Origin of the sequence: Methylobacterium sp. E-041, assembly GCF_022829665.1 — a bacterium.
Lineage (GTDB): Bacteria > Pseudomonadota > Alphaproteobacteria > Rhizobiales > Beijerinckiaceae > Methylobacterium.
The window spans coordinates 1-17,870 of record NZ_JAKSYQ010000103.1; the positions used below are offsets into that span (position 1 = coordinate 1).

Below are 17,870 nucleotides of genomic sequence, written 5' to 3' on the forward strand. Positions count from 1 at the left end.
GCGTTATAGCGCCCGTCGTTGACCACGCTGCCGGTGTTGGCCAGCGCGTCGGTGATGGTGCCGCCCTGCGCCACCGCGATCGAGCCGGAATTGACGATCCCGGCCGGCGCCGTGAGGCTGCCACCCGAAGCCACCGTCAGGCTACCGGCATTGGTGAGCAAGCCGGCGATCCCGTAGGCGCCCGAGCCCGTGACCGCCAGCGTCGCACCGCCGGCATTGCCGAACGTACCGTTGCTTGCGACCGTGCCGGTGACCGTGAACGTCCCGGCGTTGTTGGCGATGGCCCCGTCGATGCGCCCGGCCGAGGCCGTCACCGTGCCGGCGTTGCTCAGCCCGCCCGCGATCGTGCCGGAGGTGGTGAGGGTACCGGTGTTGGTGCCCCCGCCGTTCAGGCTGCCGGTGTTCGCAGCATTACCCGCGTTGGTCAGGCTACCCGCCACGCTACCGCTGTTGGTGAAGGTCGCGGCGTTGGCGACCGGGCCGGCGAGCGAGCCGGTGTTGGCCAGCGTGCCGGCCGACACCGTGGTGGTCCCGGTGTAGGTGTTGGCCCCCGACAACGTGAACGTGCCGGAGCCGAGCTTCACCACGCCGCCGCTGCCGGAGATCGTGCCGGCGTAGGTGGTCGAGGCGTTGCTTCCACCGGTGGTCAAGACGCCTGAGCCCAGGGTCACGCTGCCCAAACCGGCCAGCGAGGCGATGGTCTGGTTGAAGGTCGCCAGATCCATCCGTGCGCCGGATGCGATGGTCACCGCCGAACCGGTCGAGAACGCGTTGATCGCCCCTGCCTGCAGCGTGCCGGCGTTGACCGAGGTCGCGCCGGTGTAGCTGTTGCTCCCCGACAGGGTCAGCGTGCCAGCCCCGACCTTGGTCAAAGCAGTGGGACCCGTGATCTGTCCAGCATAGGCCGAGGACGTGCCGTCCGAGCCCGCCAACAGCGTGCCGCCGTTGGCGATCGTGGCGGCTGCGGTCGAGCCAGCCAGCGAGCCGATGGCGAGGCTGTTGCCGCCAAGATCGACCGCGCCGTCGTTGGTCAGCCGGCCGATGCCGGTAAGCGCACCGGTCACTGTGAACGTGCCACCGGCCTGGTTGGCGACCGCACCATTGACCTGCCCCTGCGCGTTCACCGTCCCGGCGTTGCTCAGCGTGCCGTTGACGATCCCGGTGGTGGTGAAGGTCCCGGCCAGGATCGTCGCGCCGCCGTTGATGGTACCAGTGTTGGTCGAGATGCCGGCGCTATTAGTGAGGCCGCCACCGACCGTACCGCTGTTCGTGAACGTGCCACTGTTAGCTACCACGCTGCCGATGCCGCCGCCGTTGCTAGCGGTGCCGGTGTTGGTCAGGCCGCCGGCCACTGTCCCCGCATTGTCGAAGGTCGCCGCGTTGCTCACCGAGGAGGCGAGGCTGCCGGTGTTCGTGAGCGTGCCACCGGCCACGATGGTCGTGCCGGTATAGGTGTTGGCACCTGATAGCGTCAGCGTGCCGGCGTTCAGCGTCAGGCCACCGGTACCGATGGCACTGCCGCTATAGGTGGTCGAGGCGTTGGTCAGCGTGAGCGTGTTCCCGCCCAGCGCGACGGCTCCGGCGCCCGACAACGTCATAATTGAAGTCCCCGGCGCGGTCACGCCGGCGATGTCGAAGCCTCCGTTGGCATCGACGAATACGCCCTGCGACGCAGCGATCGAACCAGCGCCGGACAGCGCGAGCGTCCCAGCAGAGATCGTGGTCGCGGCGGTGTAGCCGTTGGTCCCCGAGAGCATCAGCGTGCCCAACCCGGTCTTGGTCAGGGCCGTGGCGCCGCCGATCGTGCCGGCGTAGGCCGACGACGTGCCGTCGGACCCGGCCGTGAGCGTGCCGCCATCTGCGATCGTGGCGGCGGCGGTGCTGCCGGCAAGCGAGCCGATCGCGAGGCTGTTGCCGCCGAGATCCATTGCGCCGTCGTTGGTGAGACGGCCGATGCCGATCAGAGTACCGGTCACCGCGAAGGTCGCGCCGGCGTTGTTGGTCACCACGCCATTGATCTGACCCTGTGCCGTCACAGTCGCGCTGTTCGTCACTGCGCCATTCACGACGCTGCCCGTGCCCAGCACGAGCGTACCACCCGTGACGGTCGCCCCCCCATTAAGCATGCCGGTGTTCGTGCTCGTGCCGTCTGCGTTGGTGAGCAGCGAAGCCAGCATGCCAGTGTTGGTGAAGGTGCCGGTGTTCGTCACCGAGCCGGTGATCAGGCCGGTGTTGGACGACGTGCCGATGTTGGTAAGCGTGTTGGAGAGCGTGCCTGCGTTTGCGAAGGTAGCCCCCGCGGCCGTATTTACGGCTGATACGAGACTGCCACCCGAGGCAATAACGAGAGTGCCCGCTGTGACACTCGTGTTACCGGTGTAGTTACTCGTGCCTGACAAAGTCAGCGTGCCGTCGCCGATCTTGTTAAGCCCAATCGTACCGCTGGTGCTGGTGAGGGCATTAGCGATGGTCACGCCAACGCCTCCGTCGACGTTCAGGAAGCTTTGGCCTGGCGTCGAGAAGAGGTCGCCGGTCAGGTTGAGCGTGCCGGTGCCGGCAAGCTGATAGCCGTCGACAGTGAACTGCAGACCCTGGACGTTCTGATTGCCGGCCACGGCGGCCGTGCCCGCTGTGCCGCCGAAGATGCCGACACCTGAACCCCAAGCGCCGTTGACGTTGCTGGTCGGAGAGCTCGCCCAGTTGGTCGTAGCCGCATCCCAGATCGCGGTCCCACCCTGACCTCCGGCACTCGTGCCTGTCGTGTCGGTGCCGTCCCAAAACTGGATGGATTGGCCGGCATTGGCGATGAGCAAGTTCACCTGATTGGCGACGTTGGTGTAGACGGTAGCGCTCTGGGCGGTCGGCGTCGCGATCGTGCCGAAGCTGCCTGTCAGCGTCCCACCGTAGTTATACAGGCGGTAGGAGCCGGCCACGGGTGAGGCAGCTGCGTTCGTCGCGTTGACGAGGTTGAGCGTTCCGCCGAGCGTCAGGTTGCCCGCAACGTTGATGAGGTCGTTGCTCGATCCGCCGACAACGCCGGGGGAGCCAAGCTCGAATAGCGAGGTCGAACCTGCGTTCAGCGTGTAGTTGCCGTTTACCGTCAACGTGCCGGGTGAGTTGCCAGCCGAGATCGTGCCGCCGTTTGCGATCACCGAGCCCGCGATCGTTCCGGAGCCATGCAGCGTACCGCCCGTGTTGACGTTGACAGTGGTGCTGTTGCCGGCCGTGTCGCCGAACACCGCCCCGGTCGCGCCGGCGCCGCCGATCGACAGGATGCCGGCGTTCACGTTGGCCGTGCCGGTGAACTGGCCGTTGGTCGCGCTGTTGACGCCGTTGAGGATCGTCGTGCCGCTACCGTTCTGATTGAGCACGCCCGCGCCGGTGAAGGTGTTGGATAGGGTCAGGTCGACGGTGCGGTTCACGATCAGCACGCTCGCGCCGTTGCCGCCGGCGGCGGCCGCGTTGACGATGGTGAGGTTGCCGGTGAGCGTCCCGGCAGTGTTGCCGATTACCAGGGTGCCGCCGTCGATCTGCAGCGCGTTGGCGTTGGCGCCCGCCGCCGTCGTCGAGGCGATGGTGCCGGAATTGGTGAGCGTGGTCGTGCCGGTGCCTGCTACCCGCAGGCCGATCGCCCCCTGCACCGTGGTGCCGGCCGCCACCGTCGCGGTGTTGCCGGCGCTGTTGCCGGTGAGGAAGATGCCGGCATTGCCTGCGCCCCCCGCGGCGACCGCGCCGTTGGCGGTGACCGCCACTGCGCCCGTTGTCCCCGTCGCGACCACGCCCGACCCGTTCGTCGTGGCGATCGCACCAGCCGAAACTGTTACCGTACCGGTGCCCGCGGAGGTCGTGTTGATGCCGGTGGCGACCGTGCTGATGGCTCCTGTAGGGTTCACGAGGATGGTCCCGGCGCTCGCCGTGTTGGTGATCCGCGCGTCGATACCGATGCTGCCGACCGCCGTCGTCGTGATCGTGCCGGCTCCGCCCACCGTGACCGCGCCCGTGCCTGCTCCCTGAGAGTAGGCGCGGATGCCTTGGTTGCGTGCGAGGATCGATCCGTCAGCCGCAACGGACACGGCTCCGGAGCCGGTCGCCGTGGCGAAGATACCGGACTGCGGTGCAGTTCCACTCCCGATCGTACCGCTCGCGGTGGTCGTCACGGTGACGTTGCCCGCGCTTCCGGTCGACTGGGTAACGATCGCGTTCGTAAAGGCGCCGCCCGTCACCGAGATCGCGCCTGTGTTGCTCACGGATACACCGCCTGTACCGGACGTGATCGCGTTGATCCCGGTGGAACCGGTCACGCCCGTTCCATGCTGGATCGCGGCAGCGTTGTTGACCGTGATAAGGCCTCCAGCACTGTTCGCGTTGATCGCGTTGAAGTTTCCGTTCTCTACAATCGTGCCGCTACCGGTGTTGATCGTCACCGTACCAGCGTTAGATGCCGCGTTGATGGCGCGACCGCCCGCCGTGATGTTACCAACCGCAACCGGCAAGGCCGTCGTGCCGACCGTCACGCTGCCACCTCCGGCCGTAGTCGCGTTGATGCCGATCGTCCCCGCAGTGATCTGACCTGAGCGCGTCACTAGGATGTTGCCGGCATTGGCTGCGTTCTCGATCACAGCCTCAATACCGACGTTGGTGTTGCCGACCGTGGCACCTGCCCCCTGAACCGTAACGCCAGAGCCGGTGCCGGCCCCCGTGCCGCGCTGACGGGCCGAGATGCCGGTGTTGCCCGTCACCGTGGCAGCCCCGCCAACGATCACCGCCCCCGTACCGGAGGTCGTGTTCGTCGTGTTGTCCACGAGCGCCCGCACGCCGTAGTTCGTACCCATCACCGCGGCATCGACCGTCACCGAAGCGGTGCCCGAGCCGAACGTACGCGCGAAAAGGCCGTAGTCGGTGGGCACAGCTACCGCGCCGACCGTGCCCGCGCCGGAAGTCGTCACGATGACGTCGCCCGAGGCACCCCTGGACTGAGCGAAGATGCCATTGCTGAAGGCACCGCCTGCCGCGCCAATCGTACCAACGTTCGTCACGAGGACGCCGCCGGTCCCTGAGGTCAGGGCGTTGATCCCGGTGGAACCGGTCACGCCCGTTCCATGCTGGATCGCGGCAGCGTTGTTGACCGTGATAAGGCCTCCAGCACCGGTTGCATCAATTGCGTTGGCGTTCCCACTTTGGATCGTCCCGCTGACGGTGTTGACCGTGACGGCGCCGTTCACGGCGCTGGCTGCGATGCCGTTGCCACCGGCGCCGGTCACGTTGTCGCCCGTCACGATGCTGATCGTGCCGGCGCCGCTCGCTGTGACATTAATGCCGTTTGAAGCGCCCGCAACAGACCCAAGAGGGTTCGCTGCGGTACCAAGCGTAACGCTACCTGGACCGTTGTCGGAATGAATACCCTCCTCGGTCGTGCCGGTAATCGAGCCGTTCCCTGTGATGAGAAGGTTACCCGTACCCGTACCGTTGCCGGAGAAAATGCCGTACTGACCGACGATAGCGCCTGTGTTCGAGATTGTGCTGCCGGTTTTCACATAGATGCCGCTGGCACCGCCATTACGGCCCGTGATCGTGCCGGTATTGTTGACTGTTCCGCCGTCGACCCGGACGCCGTCCTCGACATCCGATGACGTCGGGGTAATCGTGCCGCTGTTTGTGAAGGTCGCGCCGCTAGCGACGTAGACTGCGTTTGCGTTGCTGCCCGCGTCGAAGGGCAACCCAGCTGTTGTGAGCGTGCCACCCGATCCCAGCACGAGCGTGCCGGCGTTCGCCTCCAAGGTCACGCTGTTGAGTGCGCCGGTGAGCGTCTGAGTGCCTGGACCGATCTTGGCGAGCACACCGGTGGTGTTGCTGTTGATCGCGCCAGCGTAGGTGCCGTTCGTGGTGTTGTCGCCGCCCACCGTCAGTGTCGTGCCGGCCGCGATGTTAACCGTGCTGCTGGCGTTGCCGCCCGAGAGCGAGCCGATGGTCTCGCTGGTCATCGCCTGCAGCATCGCCGCCGTGCCCGCGGCGTTGCCGAACATCACGCGGCTGGTATCGGCGATGGCCGTGCCGGCGGCGTTGTTCAGTGCGAGAGTGCCGGCATTGATCGTCGTCGCGCCGCTGTAGGTGTTGACGCCGGTCAGGGTCAGCGTGCCGGTGCCCGACTTGCTCAGGCTGCCGCCCGACGAGGTCAGCGCATTGGCGAAGGTGACGGCCTGACCGTTGGTGTCGATGCTGTAGGCTTGGTTGGCGCTGGTCGAGAAGCGGCCGGAATAGTCAGTTTGGTTGGCGCCACTGTATTGAAGCGTGCCGCCGGTGAAGGCGAGCGTGCCGGTCGTGCCGAGTGCCCCCGCGCTGCCGGCACTGAGGATGCCGCCGGCGAAGGTAGTGCCGCCGGTGTAAGTGTTTGCCCCCGTCAGCGTCTGCGTACCAGCACCTTCCTTGATCAGGATAAGCGGTCCGCTTGCATCCTGGATGGTGCCGGCGAACGTGCCGGATCCACCGGCGACGCCGACCGTTGTGGTGCCGATGGCGCCGAAGCCGCTGAAGCCCCCTTGCAGCGTCCCGGCACCAGTCAGCGCGTTGACGCGGATGATCCCCTCGACTCCGTCAAAGGTCGCGCCGGACGCGATGTTCAGGCTGCCCCTATTGTTCGTATAGTCAGCTAGGAAGCTACTGCTGCCCTCAAGCGTTCCGGCTCGAACGTCAACCAGGCCGCCCGCGTCGAGCGCGATGGTGACGGTGCCGTCGTTGCCACCGAAGGCAAGCGTACCCGTTCCGGTTTTCGCAAGGGTGCCCGCACCGCTGAAGGTGTTGCCGGCCTCGAGAATTCTATTACTCGCCGTGACGTTCAGCTCAGCTGTGGCATCAGCGCTGATCGCCACGGTGCCACCGGCGCCGAAGGCTTTGCCGCTGTCCAGCGCCGTGAGTATGCCGGCATTGATCGTCGTCATGCCGGTGTAGGTGTTGACACCGGTTAGTATGAGCGTGTTGGCGCTGTTCTGGATAACTCCGCCAGCACCGGTGATAATGTTCGCAACAGTGGTGCCGCCGGCGGCGGCATTGAGCTGCAGCGTCCCGGCCTGGATGAAGAGGTTGCCGGTGATGGTGCCGCCAAGGTTGAGCACGTTAGTGCCGGACAGGAAGGTCGCCGCGTCGCCCTGCGTCGAGCCGGCCCCACCCTGGAGTGTGCCGCCGTTCAGGTTGATCGTGTAGGCGGACCCGATGACGCCGGCGCCGCCGCGGCCCTGCGCGCCCCCGGTGGCGCCGTTGGCGTCCCCGCCCGCGCCGCCGGTACCGCCGGCCAGCGTTGAGCCGGCGGCGAGGTTGACGGTCGTGCCCGCTCCCATGAGCAGGGCAGCGCCGCCGTCGCCCCCGGTGCCGCCGACCGAGGCCACGCCGCCGCCCGCCGCGCCGCCCTGGCCGCCCTGGCCGCCTGTAACCGTTGAGGGCGTGCCAGCATTGAACAAGGCCTGACCGCCAGTGATGACGTCGAGAGCCCCACCAGCGCCGCCGCCGCCGCCACTTCCGGTCCCGTTACCGCCGCCGCCGCCGCCGCCCGTAGCACCGACGTAGTTTCCGCCGAAAGCCGCGCCCGGTGCCCCGAAGATGAACAGGGGCGCCGCGCCGCCGCCACCGCCGCCGCCGCCGTTCGAGCCCGCAGCAGCTCCGGTGCCCGTGCTGCCTTGTGCAGCAGCGTAATCGTATGTCTGGGGGCTGGTCTTGGCCCCTCCGCCGGCTGCGCCGGTCGCGCCCGCGCCGTCCGCCCCGGCGCCGCCCGCCCCGCCGCTGATGCCTGAGCCGCCGCCGCCGCCGCCCGCGCCCGCCGCCGTCCCCGGTCCGCCGGTGCCCCCGGCCGCGGCGGTATCGGCGCCGGCCGTACCGCCGCCCGTGTCGCCGCCGACGCCGCCCGCCGCATAGGCCGCGCCGGCCAGCGCCAGCGCAGGAACCGCGGCCAGGGCGATCGTCCGCCACCACCGCCGGATCCGCGTCACCGGCCTGCCCAGCCGGGTGCGCTTGGTCGCCTTGTGGCCGAGCCGCGCCAGCAGGACGGCGGCTGGCTCGACCGCAAGAGCCAACAGCCGGGCCGTCCGTTTCCAGACAAGGGCCAAGGCATCGGCGCGGTGCAGCACACTCGGGCTGGCCTCGACCCGAACGGCGATCCCCACCAGCGCCGTCGAGGCCACGTACGCCTGATGCAGCGCGCGCCCGTTCGATGTCCGCTGTGCCATGTGCCCGCATCCGCCCTAGCTAACGGATCGCAGCCCCTAAGGGGTCGGCCCGCTCAATTCTGCTCCTTGATGCAGATACAAGCGGGTCAAGAGAAGAGTCGTGCTATGGCTAACCATTATAAAACCTATGGTGATGCCTTTTAACCACAAAAGCATCAGGAAATAAATTTTCCCCGCCGAGAAGATCAGGATTTATTCCGGCGCAGCATTTGGACGCGTATTCATTCGAGGTGTAAATCTATATCTAGGAAGTCACGCATTATGACGATGGAAGTTCTGGTCTGTGACATGCCGCGCCGCCCACTCATCCGCCGTCAGTTCCGGGCCGGTGCCGCTGAGGTACGCGAACGACGTAGCTGCGTAGGTGGAGGTCAGAGCCACGGCGCGGGAGCGCCCCTGAGCATGGCGTCGTAGTCCGCAGCGATCTCCTTCAGCGTCCGAGTCGTGTAGTAGGCCACCTGCTGTGGGGTACGCTCGCACGGCTCCCCCAGAAGGGCTTCATACCGGAGCCGGGCGGCCTCGATCTCATCGGGCGTGTAGTGCCTGAGCATGATCTCTCCGGTAGCTTCCAGGGCGGCCAGGCGCTTGCTGAGGATGGTAGGCGTCATAGGCTCACCCATTCCGTCGCCAAGCTGATCGCCGTCTCCGCGTCCACAAGGTAGGGGTACGCCTGGAACGCCTCGGGCATGTCCGCGATCAAGGACCGGATCGCCGCCTCATTGTGGTCCATTCCGGCCGATGGTCCACCGTTCCGCTGGCTTAGGAGCAGCGTGACCGCCTCGCGGTGCCGGCAGTTCCACTCAATCAAGGCGGTCCCCTCGGCCTGCATCGCGGCCTGCATCTCTCTGACGTGATCGTAGCCGAGCGCCCGCGCCACGCCCTCGGCTATGGACTGCTTGGCCCCGAGGCCGCCAGCGTGGACGGCCAGGAGCAGCAGCAACAGTCGGATGCCGGGGGTGAAGGTGTTGGTGGCGGCAGGAGGCGGAACGGCCTGCCCTTCGAGCCGGGTCAGCCGGGTCATCAGGTTCGCAGTCATGGGCGCGCCTCCGCGGGCTCGGCCGGAACGCCGTAGGCGGTGAGGGCGCGGGCAAGGGTGCCGCTGTCGTCCGCCTGGGGCCAGTCAGGGTTCTGCGACTTCGCCTCGGCCCACTCGTTCAGAGCGGCAGTCATCACCTTGGAACCGCTGCTCTGCGGATCAGGGCAGGCATCCGCCCCGTACCGTGCGCAAAGGGCAGCGTCCGCCCCTTCGATCCGCTGGCCCCACTCCTTGGGGTTCGCTTCAGCCTGGGCATCCATGTCGTCGTGATCGGCATACCCGAGCGCCCGAGCGAAGCCGTCGCTGAAGGAGTCCTCCGGGTGCGACGGTGCCGACGCCCGTGGCCGAGGATAGCCGCCGAGCGCAATGGCGACGGCCCGGAGCCAGACCTGGGTCAACTCACAGGATACCGGTCCCTGGCCGGCACGCCCTGCCTGTCCGGCTTCCAGGCGGTTCAGACGCTCGATCAGCTTCGGGGTCATTGCACGTTCCTCGGCCGGTCCAACTGGAAGGTGAAGGCAGCGCAGGTCTTCGGCCACTGCCCGGCTGCCCCGGCCTGTGCACGCGCCTCCTCCGTCAGGATGGCGGGAGACAGATCCCGCGGCGGCTCGCCCTCGGCCATGCAGTAGGCCCCAACGTTCATCACGAAGGCGTCGTCGCCGTCGTGGATGGCGTGGCCGCGGGCTTTCAGGAAGGCGACGATATCGCTGAGCGGCGTCCTAGGCGGAGCCTCGACCTGAAAGACGAGGTGCTTGCTGGTCGGTATCGGCGCGCACCCTGCTTCCAGGCGTGTCAGCCTATCTATCGTACGCAGCGTCATCGGCGCCCTCCTTTGCTGCCTGCTGTCTCTTCCAAGGCAGCAAGACGCCCAGCGAAGTCGACGGCTTCGATGGCCTTCACGTGCGCATCAACGAGCTTGGACAGTTCGGCGGCCTCGCTTGGAGTGATCTCGCCGTCGGCGACACCCTGCATCAGAGCCTTGGTCGCCTTGGTGAGGTCGGCTGCCGTCTCGATCTCAGGAAGAGTGAAGGTGATCGGCCGGTCCTTCCGAACCGGCATCAGCCGATCCATGCACATCCGCAGCGCGACCGTGTCGCCGCCCAGGGCCATCTCTATTGCCCGACGGGTCAATGCCTCGCTCTCGCCATCCAAGATGGCTTGCAGGGCCAGGGTCGAACGGTTGCGGGCGCCCCTTGGGCGGCCGCTGGGATTGCCGCTTCGGCCTTGCTCGAATGGCCGACCGTCACCCGGCATAGGCATCTCCTAGGCGCGAGGATGGCTGTAAAAAGCAGCGGCGAAACAGCCAAGCCCTCATCTCAACTGCTCCGGCGTAAGGTCCTTCAGCGGCAGGTCGGTCGGCCGCCCATCCTCGGCACCAACGACGACGCGGATGATGTTCAACGCCTTCGCATCAAGGGGATGCCCCCGCTCGCGGAGGAACGTTGCAGCATCACCTGCGCTCAAGCCGTGAGGCCCTTGGACCATGAAGCGGCGTACCGCGCTTGGCGGCTTTGCGATGATCGCGGTTTCAAGACGCCCGAGGCGAGTTAGAAGGTTTTGCATGTCAGAGCCTGCCTGAAATTATCACAAAAATAGATGGTATCAAACTACAGGAACGGCGGATCTTTGAAATACCCACGGTACTTCGTTCATCCAAGCCGTCACGGCATGATTGGCATGCACCTGTCCTCGCAGCGAAGGCTTTGGAAGGCTTCGCGGGCGAGCCTTGGCACACGACTGGCTGTCGGAAGAAACTGTACCCCACTGTTGGCCGCGGCGATGATGGCAATGGTGCATTTCGCTGAAGACCGCCTACATCGCTCGCACTTCACCGGAGTGCGAATGATGAGCAGCGGACACGTCTACACCTTCGCCGAAATCGACGGCACGCGGCTCGCAGCAACGGCGGATCGGGATGGGGCGAACCTACCAGGCGGTCCGAGCGGTTGGCGTCGGCTCGCCAAGATGGACGCCAACGAGATGGACACGATGTCGGGGATCGTCGGCCTCGGAAACGCGGCCGACGATCCTAACCGATATCCGAGAGAGAGGTCTGTTCCTGACGGCAGCGAAGGATGCCGATTGGGTGACGCCAGCGTTCACCGAGGCGGATTGACGGGCGAGGTTTGGGTCGCGGCCATCACTTGACAGCGGGGTCCGATGCCGTCGGCATGTCGAGGAACGCCACCTTCAATCCGGCGGCGAGACCATGAAGGGCTGCCGCGGCGGCCTGCTGGCGAACCTCTCGGGCGTCGTCGCGGACCTCGATGGTAACAGCGGCCATCATGGCGGCTTGGCGGGCGGCCTGAATGCCGGCGACGAAGGCGGCTTGCTCGCGCGGGGTCATCGGGTCTTCCTCCGATGGGGGTTAGTTCTCTCGACCGCGGCGTGTAGGCGATCGATGATGCCGGATAGCCAATCGGCTTCGGCGTTGGTGAGGCGGCAACTACGCTCCCAGTCCTTGAGGCGGTCGCGCTCGCCCTTCGTCAGGATGCGACCGCCTTGCGACTTGGGGAGCGTCCAATCGAGCATGAGGGCGTGCTGCGCGACGGTACTCCACGGCTCCATGCGGTCTTCCCAGAGTTTCCGGCCCCAGGTGCGCGCGGGTGCGTCCGGCGCCCTGCGCGCTGCATCGTGGGCGGCGGTCTCCTGAGCGGCCTCGGCCATCACGTCAGCGAACGTAGAAAGGTCGAAGGGGCGCGGGCCGCTGGCCGACGCCTTCACGGCGGCGGCAAGAGCGTGCCAGTCGAGGCCAGCGGCGGCGAGCGTCCGGCTGATCGCTCGCACGGTGTTGATGATCTCCCCATCGTGTTCGCTGCCGAGGCGGGGCAGGATCTTGGCGAGCTTCGCGGCGGTCTCGGCCGGGATCATGACTGTGCTCCGCCGACGATTGGCTGACCGCCCGCGTAGGCTTCGAGGTCAACAGCGCGGATGTACGTCACGCCGTCCCGCTTCCGAGCCGGTAGCGCGCCGGATGCGATCAGTTCGTAGAGCTTGGTCCGGCCGACCCCGAGTTCCTTCGCCGCCCCGTTGATCCGGTAGGCGGTCGGGCGCGATGCCGGTTGCTGAACCGCCTTCGATGGCTCGGGCTGAGGCGACGGTACGGGCGCGCTGATCCGCGTGCGCTCGGCCTCAGCCAGCAGCACAGCCTGAACGGCGATCTTGGCCTCGCGCTCGATCACGCCCCGGATGAACGACTCCGAGAACATGCTTCGTAGGGCCGCGATCGTGGCGTCCGCGACGCGGGCCGCGGTCTCGTCCACGAGCCTGTCGAGGTCAGAGGGCTTGGCCGGGATAGAGCGGCCCTTCATGCCTTGTCCTCGTTCAAGCGGTCAAAGAGCGCTGCCAATTCCTCATCAGCAACATCCCAGGTCGCATCGCTCGGAAACGCGTAGGAGACGGACGCGCCGTCCGACCGGCGGATGATACACCAAGCCGCGAAGCCGGCCCGTGGCGGCACCTCCCATCCTGCGATTTCGGCAGGCGTCTCTCGACGATGGCGATACTTCCAGCCCGGATTGGCCTTGAACCACTGCTGATCGAGGTCGGTCGCTGGCATCGGCGGTTCCGCGTTATTGGAAGTCAGTTCGGTGAGGATCATCGGCACACCTTCCGGACCACAAAGCCGGTGCCGTCGAGCAGGGCCAGGATCTCGTTGGCCTTGGCTGCGGCGAGGCTTAAGGAATGAGGGGCAGCCTGAGGGATGAATGCCGTGGCTGAACGGATCGCTTGGCAGCGGGTCAGCATCGGTTCAGCGACTGAGGTGCAGCCTTCGGTTTCGCCGGCTGCCTGAAAGCGATGCCGGGCGCTAACGAGGTTGAGGTCATGACGCGCATGAAGGTGCTGGGAATAGCCGCTGTGATAGCCGCAGGGCTTGGTTCGGCGACCTCGGCGAATGCCGCTCCCCTCTTGTCCGGCCAGATCCGCAGTGATGCGGTGATCGAGTTCGTGGCTGGCGGATGTGGCCCCGGCTTTCATCCAAATCCGTGGGGACGCTGCCGGCCGAACGACCGCGGATACGGCTTCGGTGGTGGTCCTCGTGGGTACTATGAGGGGCGGCCAGCATACGGCTACGGCGGCGGGTATGGTCGTCGCGGTGGCGACTACGAGTACGGCGGTCCGCGCCGGTTCTACGGCGGCTATTAAGGTCATCAGGGCTGGCGGTCTTTCGGCTGCCAGTCCACAAAACTGTAATTGAAGGCAGCATGCTGGCGCAGGGTCATGGCCGCGACTTTTGGACGTCGCCAACGGTCTGAGGGGAAACGCCCGCCCGGCGAGTGATTTCGCGATCGGTGATGCTGTGACCGAAAAGGTCCAGCACGTCGCGGTGTTTGTCGGCGTTGGTTCGGTGCGGGTGTCCAGATTGGACGTCGCCTCAGCCGTCATCATACCTGCTGCGTGGGCGAGCACATCCATAAGGCCAGCAGCGGCAGCCTTCTCGCCCGGGCTATCAGTACGGTCGTGAAGCGCGCGGACCTCGGCGAAGGTTTCGAGGCCAGCGGTCATTAGCCTACCCTTTGAAACTGCGCAGCGCGATCCGCCCCGTTTCCGTGGACGATCCCGATTTCGGCGAGGACTTGGGCCGGAACCTTCGTCCGCGGGTCGTCAGGCGGTTCAGTGCGCTGCTGCCAGGGCCAGTGGCCGCCGCGGGCTTTCCAGTCCTTCACGCGTTCACGCCAAACATCGGCCGAGATTTCTGACGAAGATCCTGCTTCCACGACTTTCGGGGCGTAGTCCCGCCAGCGTTGCTGATGGAGCCAGGCGTCAGCAGTCTTCACGAACTCGCTGCCGACCTTGCCGATGCGCTCTTGCTCGGCAGCGTAGGCCTTCGTGCCAGCAATGATCTCGGCAGGCGTCGCGCCTCGTCGTCGAGCCTCCAGCCAGCGCTTCCGGGCTAGGGTCGTTGGGAAGACCGAGCTACGCTTCGGGTAGGCTGCCTTGAACTCGGCGAAGCCTTCCGGGTCCTCGTCCCCTGTGGGGACTATAGGGGTAGATTTAGCTTTAGCTTTAGCTGCTTTCGTTTTGCTTTCCATTTCCTCCTCAATCGCAGAACCTAATGCCCCCTCCTGATCGTGTAATTGCAATGGCTTAGGCCGTCCACCTTTCCTCCCGGCGGCGCGTTTCCGCTCGACTTTTTCGCTGACGAATTGATGCTCGCGAGCGACCTGTTGGTTGCTCCAATTGCCATTTTCCAGGACCCAATTGGCCAGCACGATTGGCTTCAGAACAGCCCATCGCTTCAGGGTGGTCCCGAGCATCCGGGCGAACCGAGCGTCATCGTCGGGCAAGCAGCAGCCAGGCGAGCGCCAAGCGAAGATCTGCAGGCGGAAGTAGGCGCCAGCCTCCTCGTTCGTCATGTGGGCGGTGTCGGCGATGTGCCGGTCGACGCCCACCGGCATGGTCGGAAGTGAACTCATCGAGCCGCCTCCGCCAACACATTGCAGGCGACATCGCAGAAGCAGGTGATCCGGATCGTCGGACCGGAGCGCTGCTTCAGGATCTCGATCTCAAGCTCGTTCTGGCAATCCGAGAGTCGCATATCCTCCTCGTCCGTCCGGCCGACCTTGTGCTCCAGGTAGTAGGACTCCCGGAACAGCCCGAGCACCACGTCGGCATCCTGCTCAATCGAACCGCTGTCCCTCAGGTCGGAGAGCAATGGGCGCTTGTCGGGGCGCTTTTCCACTTCGCGGTTGAGCTGGCACAATCCGACGACGGGGATGCCCAGCTCCTTCGCCAGTCCCTTCAGCCCGGAGGAGATCTCGGTCATTTCCTGAACCCGGTTACCCGAGTAGCGCTTGGACGGCCGGATCAGGCCGATGTGGTCGACGACAATGGCAGCCAGCGGCTTGCCCTGTCGTTCGGCCTGCAGCCGCATCTGCCGGGCTCGGGCGGCGATCTGAGCTAGCGTCAGACCGGCCTGTGGCTCGATCCAGACTGGAATGCCGGCGCAGATGCGCTGCGCTTCGATCAGCCGCTCCATCGCCTCGTTCGAGAGGCAAGTCGCGTCGGCGATGGCGCGATACGAGATCACCTCCCGAACCCGCGGATCGTAGGCAATGGCAGCCATGACGCGCTCGCTGAGTTCGTCCCCGTCCATTTCTAGGGAAAAGAACCCGACGGGGCCGGAGTGCCGAGCTGCCGAGATCGCGACGTGCAGACCGACCGTAGTTTTGCCCATGGCCGGGCGCCCGGCGAGGATGACGAGCTGTCCCGGACGCATCCCGAGTGTCGCTGCATCAAGCCTTGGTATGCCGTACGGCACGCCACGAGGGGCGGTCCCCTGCCGGATCTGGTTGGCCCGGGCGAGGACGTGGGCGGCGCTGGCACCGAGTGAGACCCGCCGAGCGTGCTCGGCGAGGGCGGCGCTGGCCACCGCGTCCAGCGCCTCGATCATGCTACCGGCGGTCTCGGCCGGATCATGAACGGTGCTGCCCGTCATCGCCGCGATGCCGATTTGCGCCGTCTCGAACACAGTCCGCATCCGTGCGGCCTGCGCGATGAGGCGTGCATAGCTCGGGGCGTTGCTGACGGTGGTGGCGCCGTGCATCAAGTTGACGAGGTACTGCCCGACCGTAACGCCGCCGAGGTCGGCATCTCCCAGGACCGCCTTCATCAGCCCCAGGTCGATCGCCTCGCCGGCATCGCGACGAACGACCATCGCTGCAAAGATTTGCTGATGGACCAGGTCCGAGAAATCTTCCGGCTGGATGAAATCCCGAGCCCGGTCGATCGCATCGTTGTGGTGGAGGATGGCGCCGAGCAGCCCTTGTTCAGACTCCACGGCGTTCGGCGGAACGGCTTCGAGCGAAGCGGCGAGCGCATTCATTGCGACACCTCCCGCTCGGCGGCCTTCAGAGCCTCGATCAGCTTTGGCAGGCGGTCCAAGGCGAGGCAGAACCCTGCCTTGGTCGGGAATGGCTCGCCCTGCTTCGGCTTCGACAAATCGTAGAGCCGAAGATCGACGAGGCGGCACCCCGCGTGGGTCACGAGACCGATGCGGAGTTCCTGGAAGTTGTTCTTCCGGACGGTGGCGATCGTGCGAGGAGTACCCGTCATGGGCGGCACCGCCAATCGTCGCGAGAGGGAAACGCTAGCTCGGCCAGGGCTCCGGCCGTGGCAGGCGGGAGACCGAAGCGTCGAGCGATGAATAAGTCTTGCCGAAGGGGACGAACCGCCGTATCTCTCTGATCGCAAGCCGCCACAGCTGCATTCGAGAGCCCTGCGTTCGCCCCGCGCGTCGCGGGGTTTCTCATGTCTAGTTCCTGCTGTTGAGCGCCGGCCGGATGGCTCGGCGCGGTGATCCAGGGGGACGCGCCCGCCGGGATAGCGGGGCTCAGGCGGCGAGTGGCGCTGGCAGACCAAGCATTTCGCGGAGCTTCGCGGTTGGGACGCGGAACTGTCCCGCCACCTTGAGGGCAGGCAACGAGCCGTCTCGAACCGCCTTGTAAGCAGTGTTCCGCCCTACCCCCAGAACGCGTCCAGCCAGCACGACATCCACAGTCGGCTCCGTCAGCACCTGCATGATGTCGTCGGACATCTCTCACCTCCCATCCGTCAACAAGTGCGGTGATAACACCGCGCAAATTGATATGGACAGATCGGGCAGGGGTTGGCAAGTGATTTTTGCGGTGCTAGCACAGCACAAGTTAGGATACTTGGAGATAGGCGATGACGGACGACGCCGCGGCAAAACGATCCAAGGGGCGCCCCCGTATCTATCCCGGCACCGAGAAGCGGCCGACGCTGACGTTTCGAGTGCGCGGGGGCCTGCATGAGCAATTGAAGGAGGCCGCAGAAAAGAACGAAAGATCTCTTAGCGAGGAGATAGAGGGGCGCGTCGCAATGTCCTTCGAGCCCAGCCGCGATGTAGAGCATCGCGAAGACGAATATGAGAGATTAGTCGACTATCTAGGCGGTAAGGACCGTATATGGTTCCTATTTATTATTAGTAATAGCTTTGGAGCAGCTTTGGATGAAATAGACCCTGATCGCCAGAATGATATCGACTGGACAAAATCATCGAAAAAAATCGATCGATTGACAGAGTTCATGCAAAGCAAGATGCAAGAAATAGTAACGCTTGCCGCCTCGCAAGACGGCCGACTAGCCAAGTCAATAGCTCGGGTCTATCAGGGGACAAAGGCTCATAGAGCTATGCGTCAGAAGCAGGTTGCAACGGAAAACAAATAGGTACTTTATGCCAATTCAACAGTCTTTGGTATATCTCGGTATTTAATCCCTCGTATGGTATATCGAATAAGCGCAAGACGTTAGCTCCCATGGGTGATATGCTGCGGCCTTGTTGAATTGGATCGCAGATGTCAGTCCAGTACCCCTCGCATCTCTACATCCGTATAGACCGGTCTCTCCGGTTGGCGATCGCGGCTGCGGCCGGCACCGCAGGCGAAACCGTTTCGCATCACGCACGCGATCTGCTTCGCTCAGCCTTGAGCGATCGATGCCCAGGGCCTGCCGGTGCCCCTCGTCCTCTGAACGAGCGTCCGCGCCAGGGCGCTCGGCTGACAGCAAGCCGTCCCACCTCCCGCCATCACGTGGAAGGTTGAGGTCGGCCCATGGACCCGCGCACACGCTACACCGACGAGCTAGAGATTTACGAAAGC

At 65.5% G+C, this 17,870-nt stretch carries 19 protein-coding genes; 3 read left to right on the plus strand and 16 right to left on the minus strand.

Annotated elements, in window-relative coordinates:
* The 7 genes from MKK70_RS09910 to MKK70_RS09940 form a co-directional block, all read right to left on the minus strand.
* The coding region (locus MKK70_RS09910) for an autotransporter-associated beta strand repeat-containing protein (RefSeq protein WP_243947338.1) at positions 1-8,213 on the minus strand (8,213 nt) is incomplete at its 3' end.
* 371 nt (positions 8,214-8,584) lie between these two features.
* Positions 8,585-8,821 carry a hypothetical protein gene (locus MKK70_RS09915; protein WP_243947340.1) on the minus strand — a complete coding sequence of 79 codons (237 nt, stop codon included), beginning with the start codon at positions 8,819-8,821 and terminating at the stop codon, positions 8,585-8,587.
* Positions 8,818-9,249, minus strand: a complete 432-nt coding sequence (locus tag MKK70_RS09920; protein WP_243947341.1) for a hypothetical protein — start codon at positions 9,247-9,249, stop codon at positions 8,818-8,820. The genes MKK70_RS09915 and MKK70_RS09920 overlap by 4 nt, the downstream gene beginning before the upstream one ends.
* Positions 9,246-9,731, minus strand: a complete 486-nt coding sequence (locus MKK70_RS09925; RefSeq protein WP_243947343.1) for a hypothetical protein — start codon at positions 9,729-9,731, stop codon at positions 9,246-9,248. Before MKK70_RS09925 ends, MKK70_RS09920 begins: the two co-directional genes overlap by 4 nt.
* Positions 9,728-10,069 (minus strand): hypothetical protein, encoded by a 342-nt coding sequence (locus MKK70_RS09930; protein WP_243947345.1) that lies wholly within the window; start codon positions 10,067-10,069, stop codon positions 9,728-9,730. Before MKK70_RS09930 ends, MKK70_RS09925 begins: the two co-directional genes overlap by 4 nt.
* A complete protein-coding gene (locus MKK70_RS09935) occupies positions 10,066-10,503 on the minus strand; it encodes a DUF5681 domain-containing protein (RefSeq protein WP_147842017.1) in 438 nt (145 codons plus the stop codon). Before MKK70_RS09935 ends, MKK70_RS09930 begins: the two co-directional genes overlap by 4 nt.
* 57 nt (positions 10,504-10,560) lie before the next feature.
* Entirely contained in the window at positions 10,561-10,812 is a 252-nt protein-coding gene (locus MKK70_RS09940; protein WP_243947347.1) for a hypothetical protein, read from the minus strand.
* Between the two features lie 204 nt (positions 10,813-11,016).
* Here MKK70_RS09940 and MKK70_RS09945 point away from each other — a divergent pair, with 204 nt between their 5' ends.
* Positions 11,017-11,397 (plus strand): hypothetical protein, encoded by a 381-nt coding sequence (locus MKK70_RS09945; RefSeq protein ID WP_243947349.1) that lies wholly within the window; start codon positions 11,017-11,019, stop codon positions 11,395-11,397.
* Here the strand turns inward: MKK70_RS09945 and MKK70_RS09950 are convergent.
* Genes MKK70_RS09950 through MKK70_RS30840 form a run of 5 tightly spaced genes read right to left on the minus strand, consistent with a single transcriptional unit; the run spans position 11,390 to position 13,227 of the window.
* The gene (locus MKK70_RS09950; RefSeq protein ID WP_243947352.1) at positions 11,390-11,596 is read right to left on the minus strand and encodes a hypothetical protein; all 207 of its coding nucleotides are present in this window, start codon (positions 11,594-11,596) and stop codon (positions 11,390-11,392) included. The genes MKK70_RS09945 and MKK70_RS09950 overlap by 8 nt on opposite strands.
* Complete coding sequence (locus tag MKK70_RS09955) at positions 11,593-12,120, minus strand: hypothetical protein (protein ID WP_243947354.1); 528 nt, start codon at positions 12,118-12,120, stop codon at positions 11,593-11,595. Before MKK70_RS09955 ends, MKK70_RS09950 begins: the two co-directional genes overlap by 4 nt.
* Positions 12,117-12,512 carry a helix-turn-helix domain-containing protein gene (locus tag MKK70_RS09960; RefSeq protein WP_243947356.1) on the minus strand — a complete coding sequence of 132 codons (396 nt, stop codon included), beginning with the start codon at positions 12,510-12,512 and terminating at the stop codon, positions 12,117-12,119. Before MKK70_RS09960 ends, MKK70_RS09955 begins: the two co-directional genes overlap by 4 nt.
* Before the next feature lie 44 nt (positions 12,513-12,556).
* A complete protein-coding gene (locus MKK70_RS09965; RefSeq protein WP_243947358.1) occupies positions 12,557-12,850 on the minus strand; it encodes a hypothetical protein in 294 nt (97 codons plus the stop codon).
* The gene (locus MKK70_RS30840; RefSeq protein WP_243947370.1) at positions 12,847-13,227 is read right to left on the minus strand and encodes a hypothetical protein; all 381 of its coding nucleotides are present in this window, start codon (positions 13,225-13,227) and stop codon (positions 12,847-12,849) included. Before MKK70_RS30840 ends, MKK70_RS09965 begins: the two co-directional genes overlap by 4 nt.
* Between MKK70_RS30840 and MKK70_RS09975 the strand changes: the two genes are divergently transcribed.
* Positions 13,108-13,395: a GCG_CRPN prefix-to-repeats domain-containing protein gene (locus MKK70_RS09975; protein ID WP_243947368.1), complete on the plus strand. Its 288-nt coding sequence runs from the start codon at positions 13,108-13,110 to the stop codon at positions 13,393-13,395. The genes MKK70_RS30840 and MKK70_RS09975 overlap by 120 nt on opposite strands.
* 359 nt (positions 13,396-13,754) lie before the next feature.
* Here the strand turns inward: MKK70_RS09975 and MKK70_RS09980 are convergent, their stop codons facing one another.
* The 4 genes from MKK70_RS09980 to MKK70_RS09995 form a co-directional block, all read right to left on the minus strand.
* The gene (locus MKK70_RS09980; protein ID WP_243947360.1) at positions 13,755-14,666 is read right to left on the minus strand and encodes a DUF1376 domain-containing protein; all 912 of its coding nucleotides are present in this window, start codon (positions 14,664-14,666) and stop codon (positions 13,755-13,757) included.
* The gene (locus MKK70_RS09985; RefSeq protein ID WP_243947362.1) at positions 14,663-16,075 is read right to left on the minus strand and encodes a replicative DNA helicase; all 1,413 of its coding nucleotides are present in this window, start codon (positions 16,073-16,075) and stop codon (positions 14,663-14,665) included. The genes MKK70_RS09980 and MKK70_RS09985 overlap by 4 nt, the downstream gene beginning before the upstream one ends.
* Positions 16,072-16,305, minus strand: a complete 234-nt coding sequence (locus MKK70_RS09990; protein ID WP_243947364.1) for a hypothetical protein — start codon at positions 16,303-16,305, stop codon at positions 16,072-16,074. The genes MKK70_RS09985 and MKK70_RS09990 overlap by 4 nt, the downstream gene beginning before the upstream one ends.
* A 277-nt stretch (positions 16,306-16,582) precedes the next feature.
* Entirely contained in the window at positions 16,583-16,786 is a 204-nt protein-coding gene (locus MKK70_RS09995; RefSeq protein WP_147725440.1) for a helix-turn-helix domain-containing protein, read from the minus strand.
* A 131-nt stretch (positions 16,787-16,917) separates the two neighbouring features.
* Between MKK70_RS09995 and MKK70_RS10000 the strand changes: the two genes are divergently transcribed.
* Positions 16,918-17,439 (plus strand): Arc family DNA-binding protein, encoded by a 522-nt coding sequence (locus MKK70_RS10000; RefSeq protein ID WP_243947366.1) that lies wholly within the window; start codon positions 16,918-16,920, stop codon positions 17,437-17,439.
* Positions 17,440-17,870 lie beyond the last annotated feature (431 nt).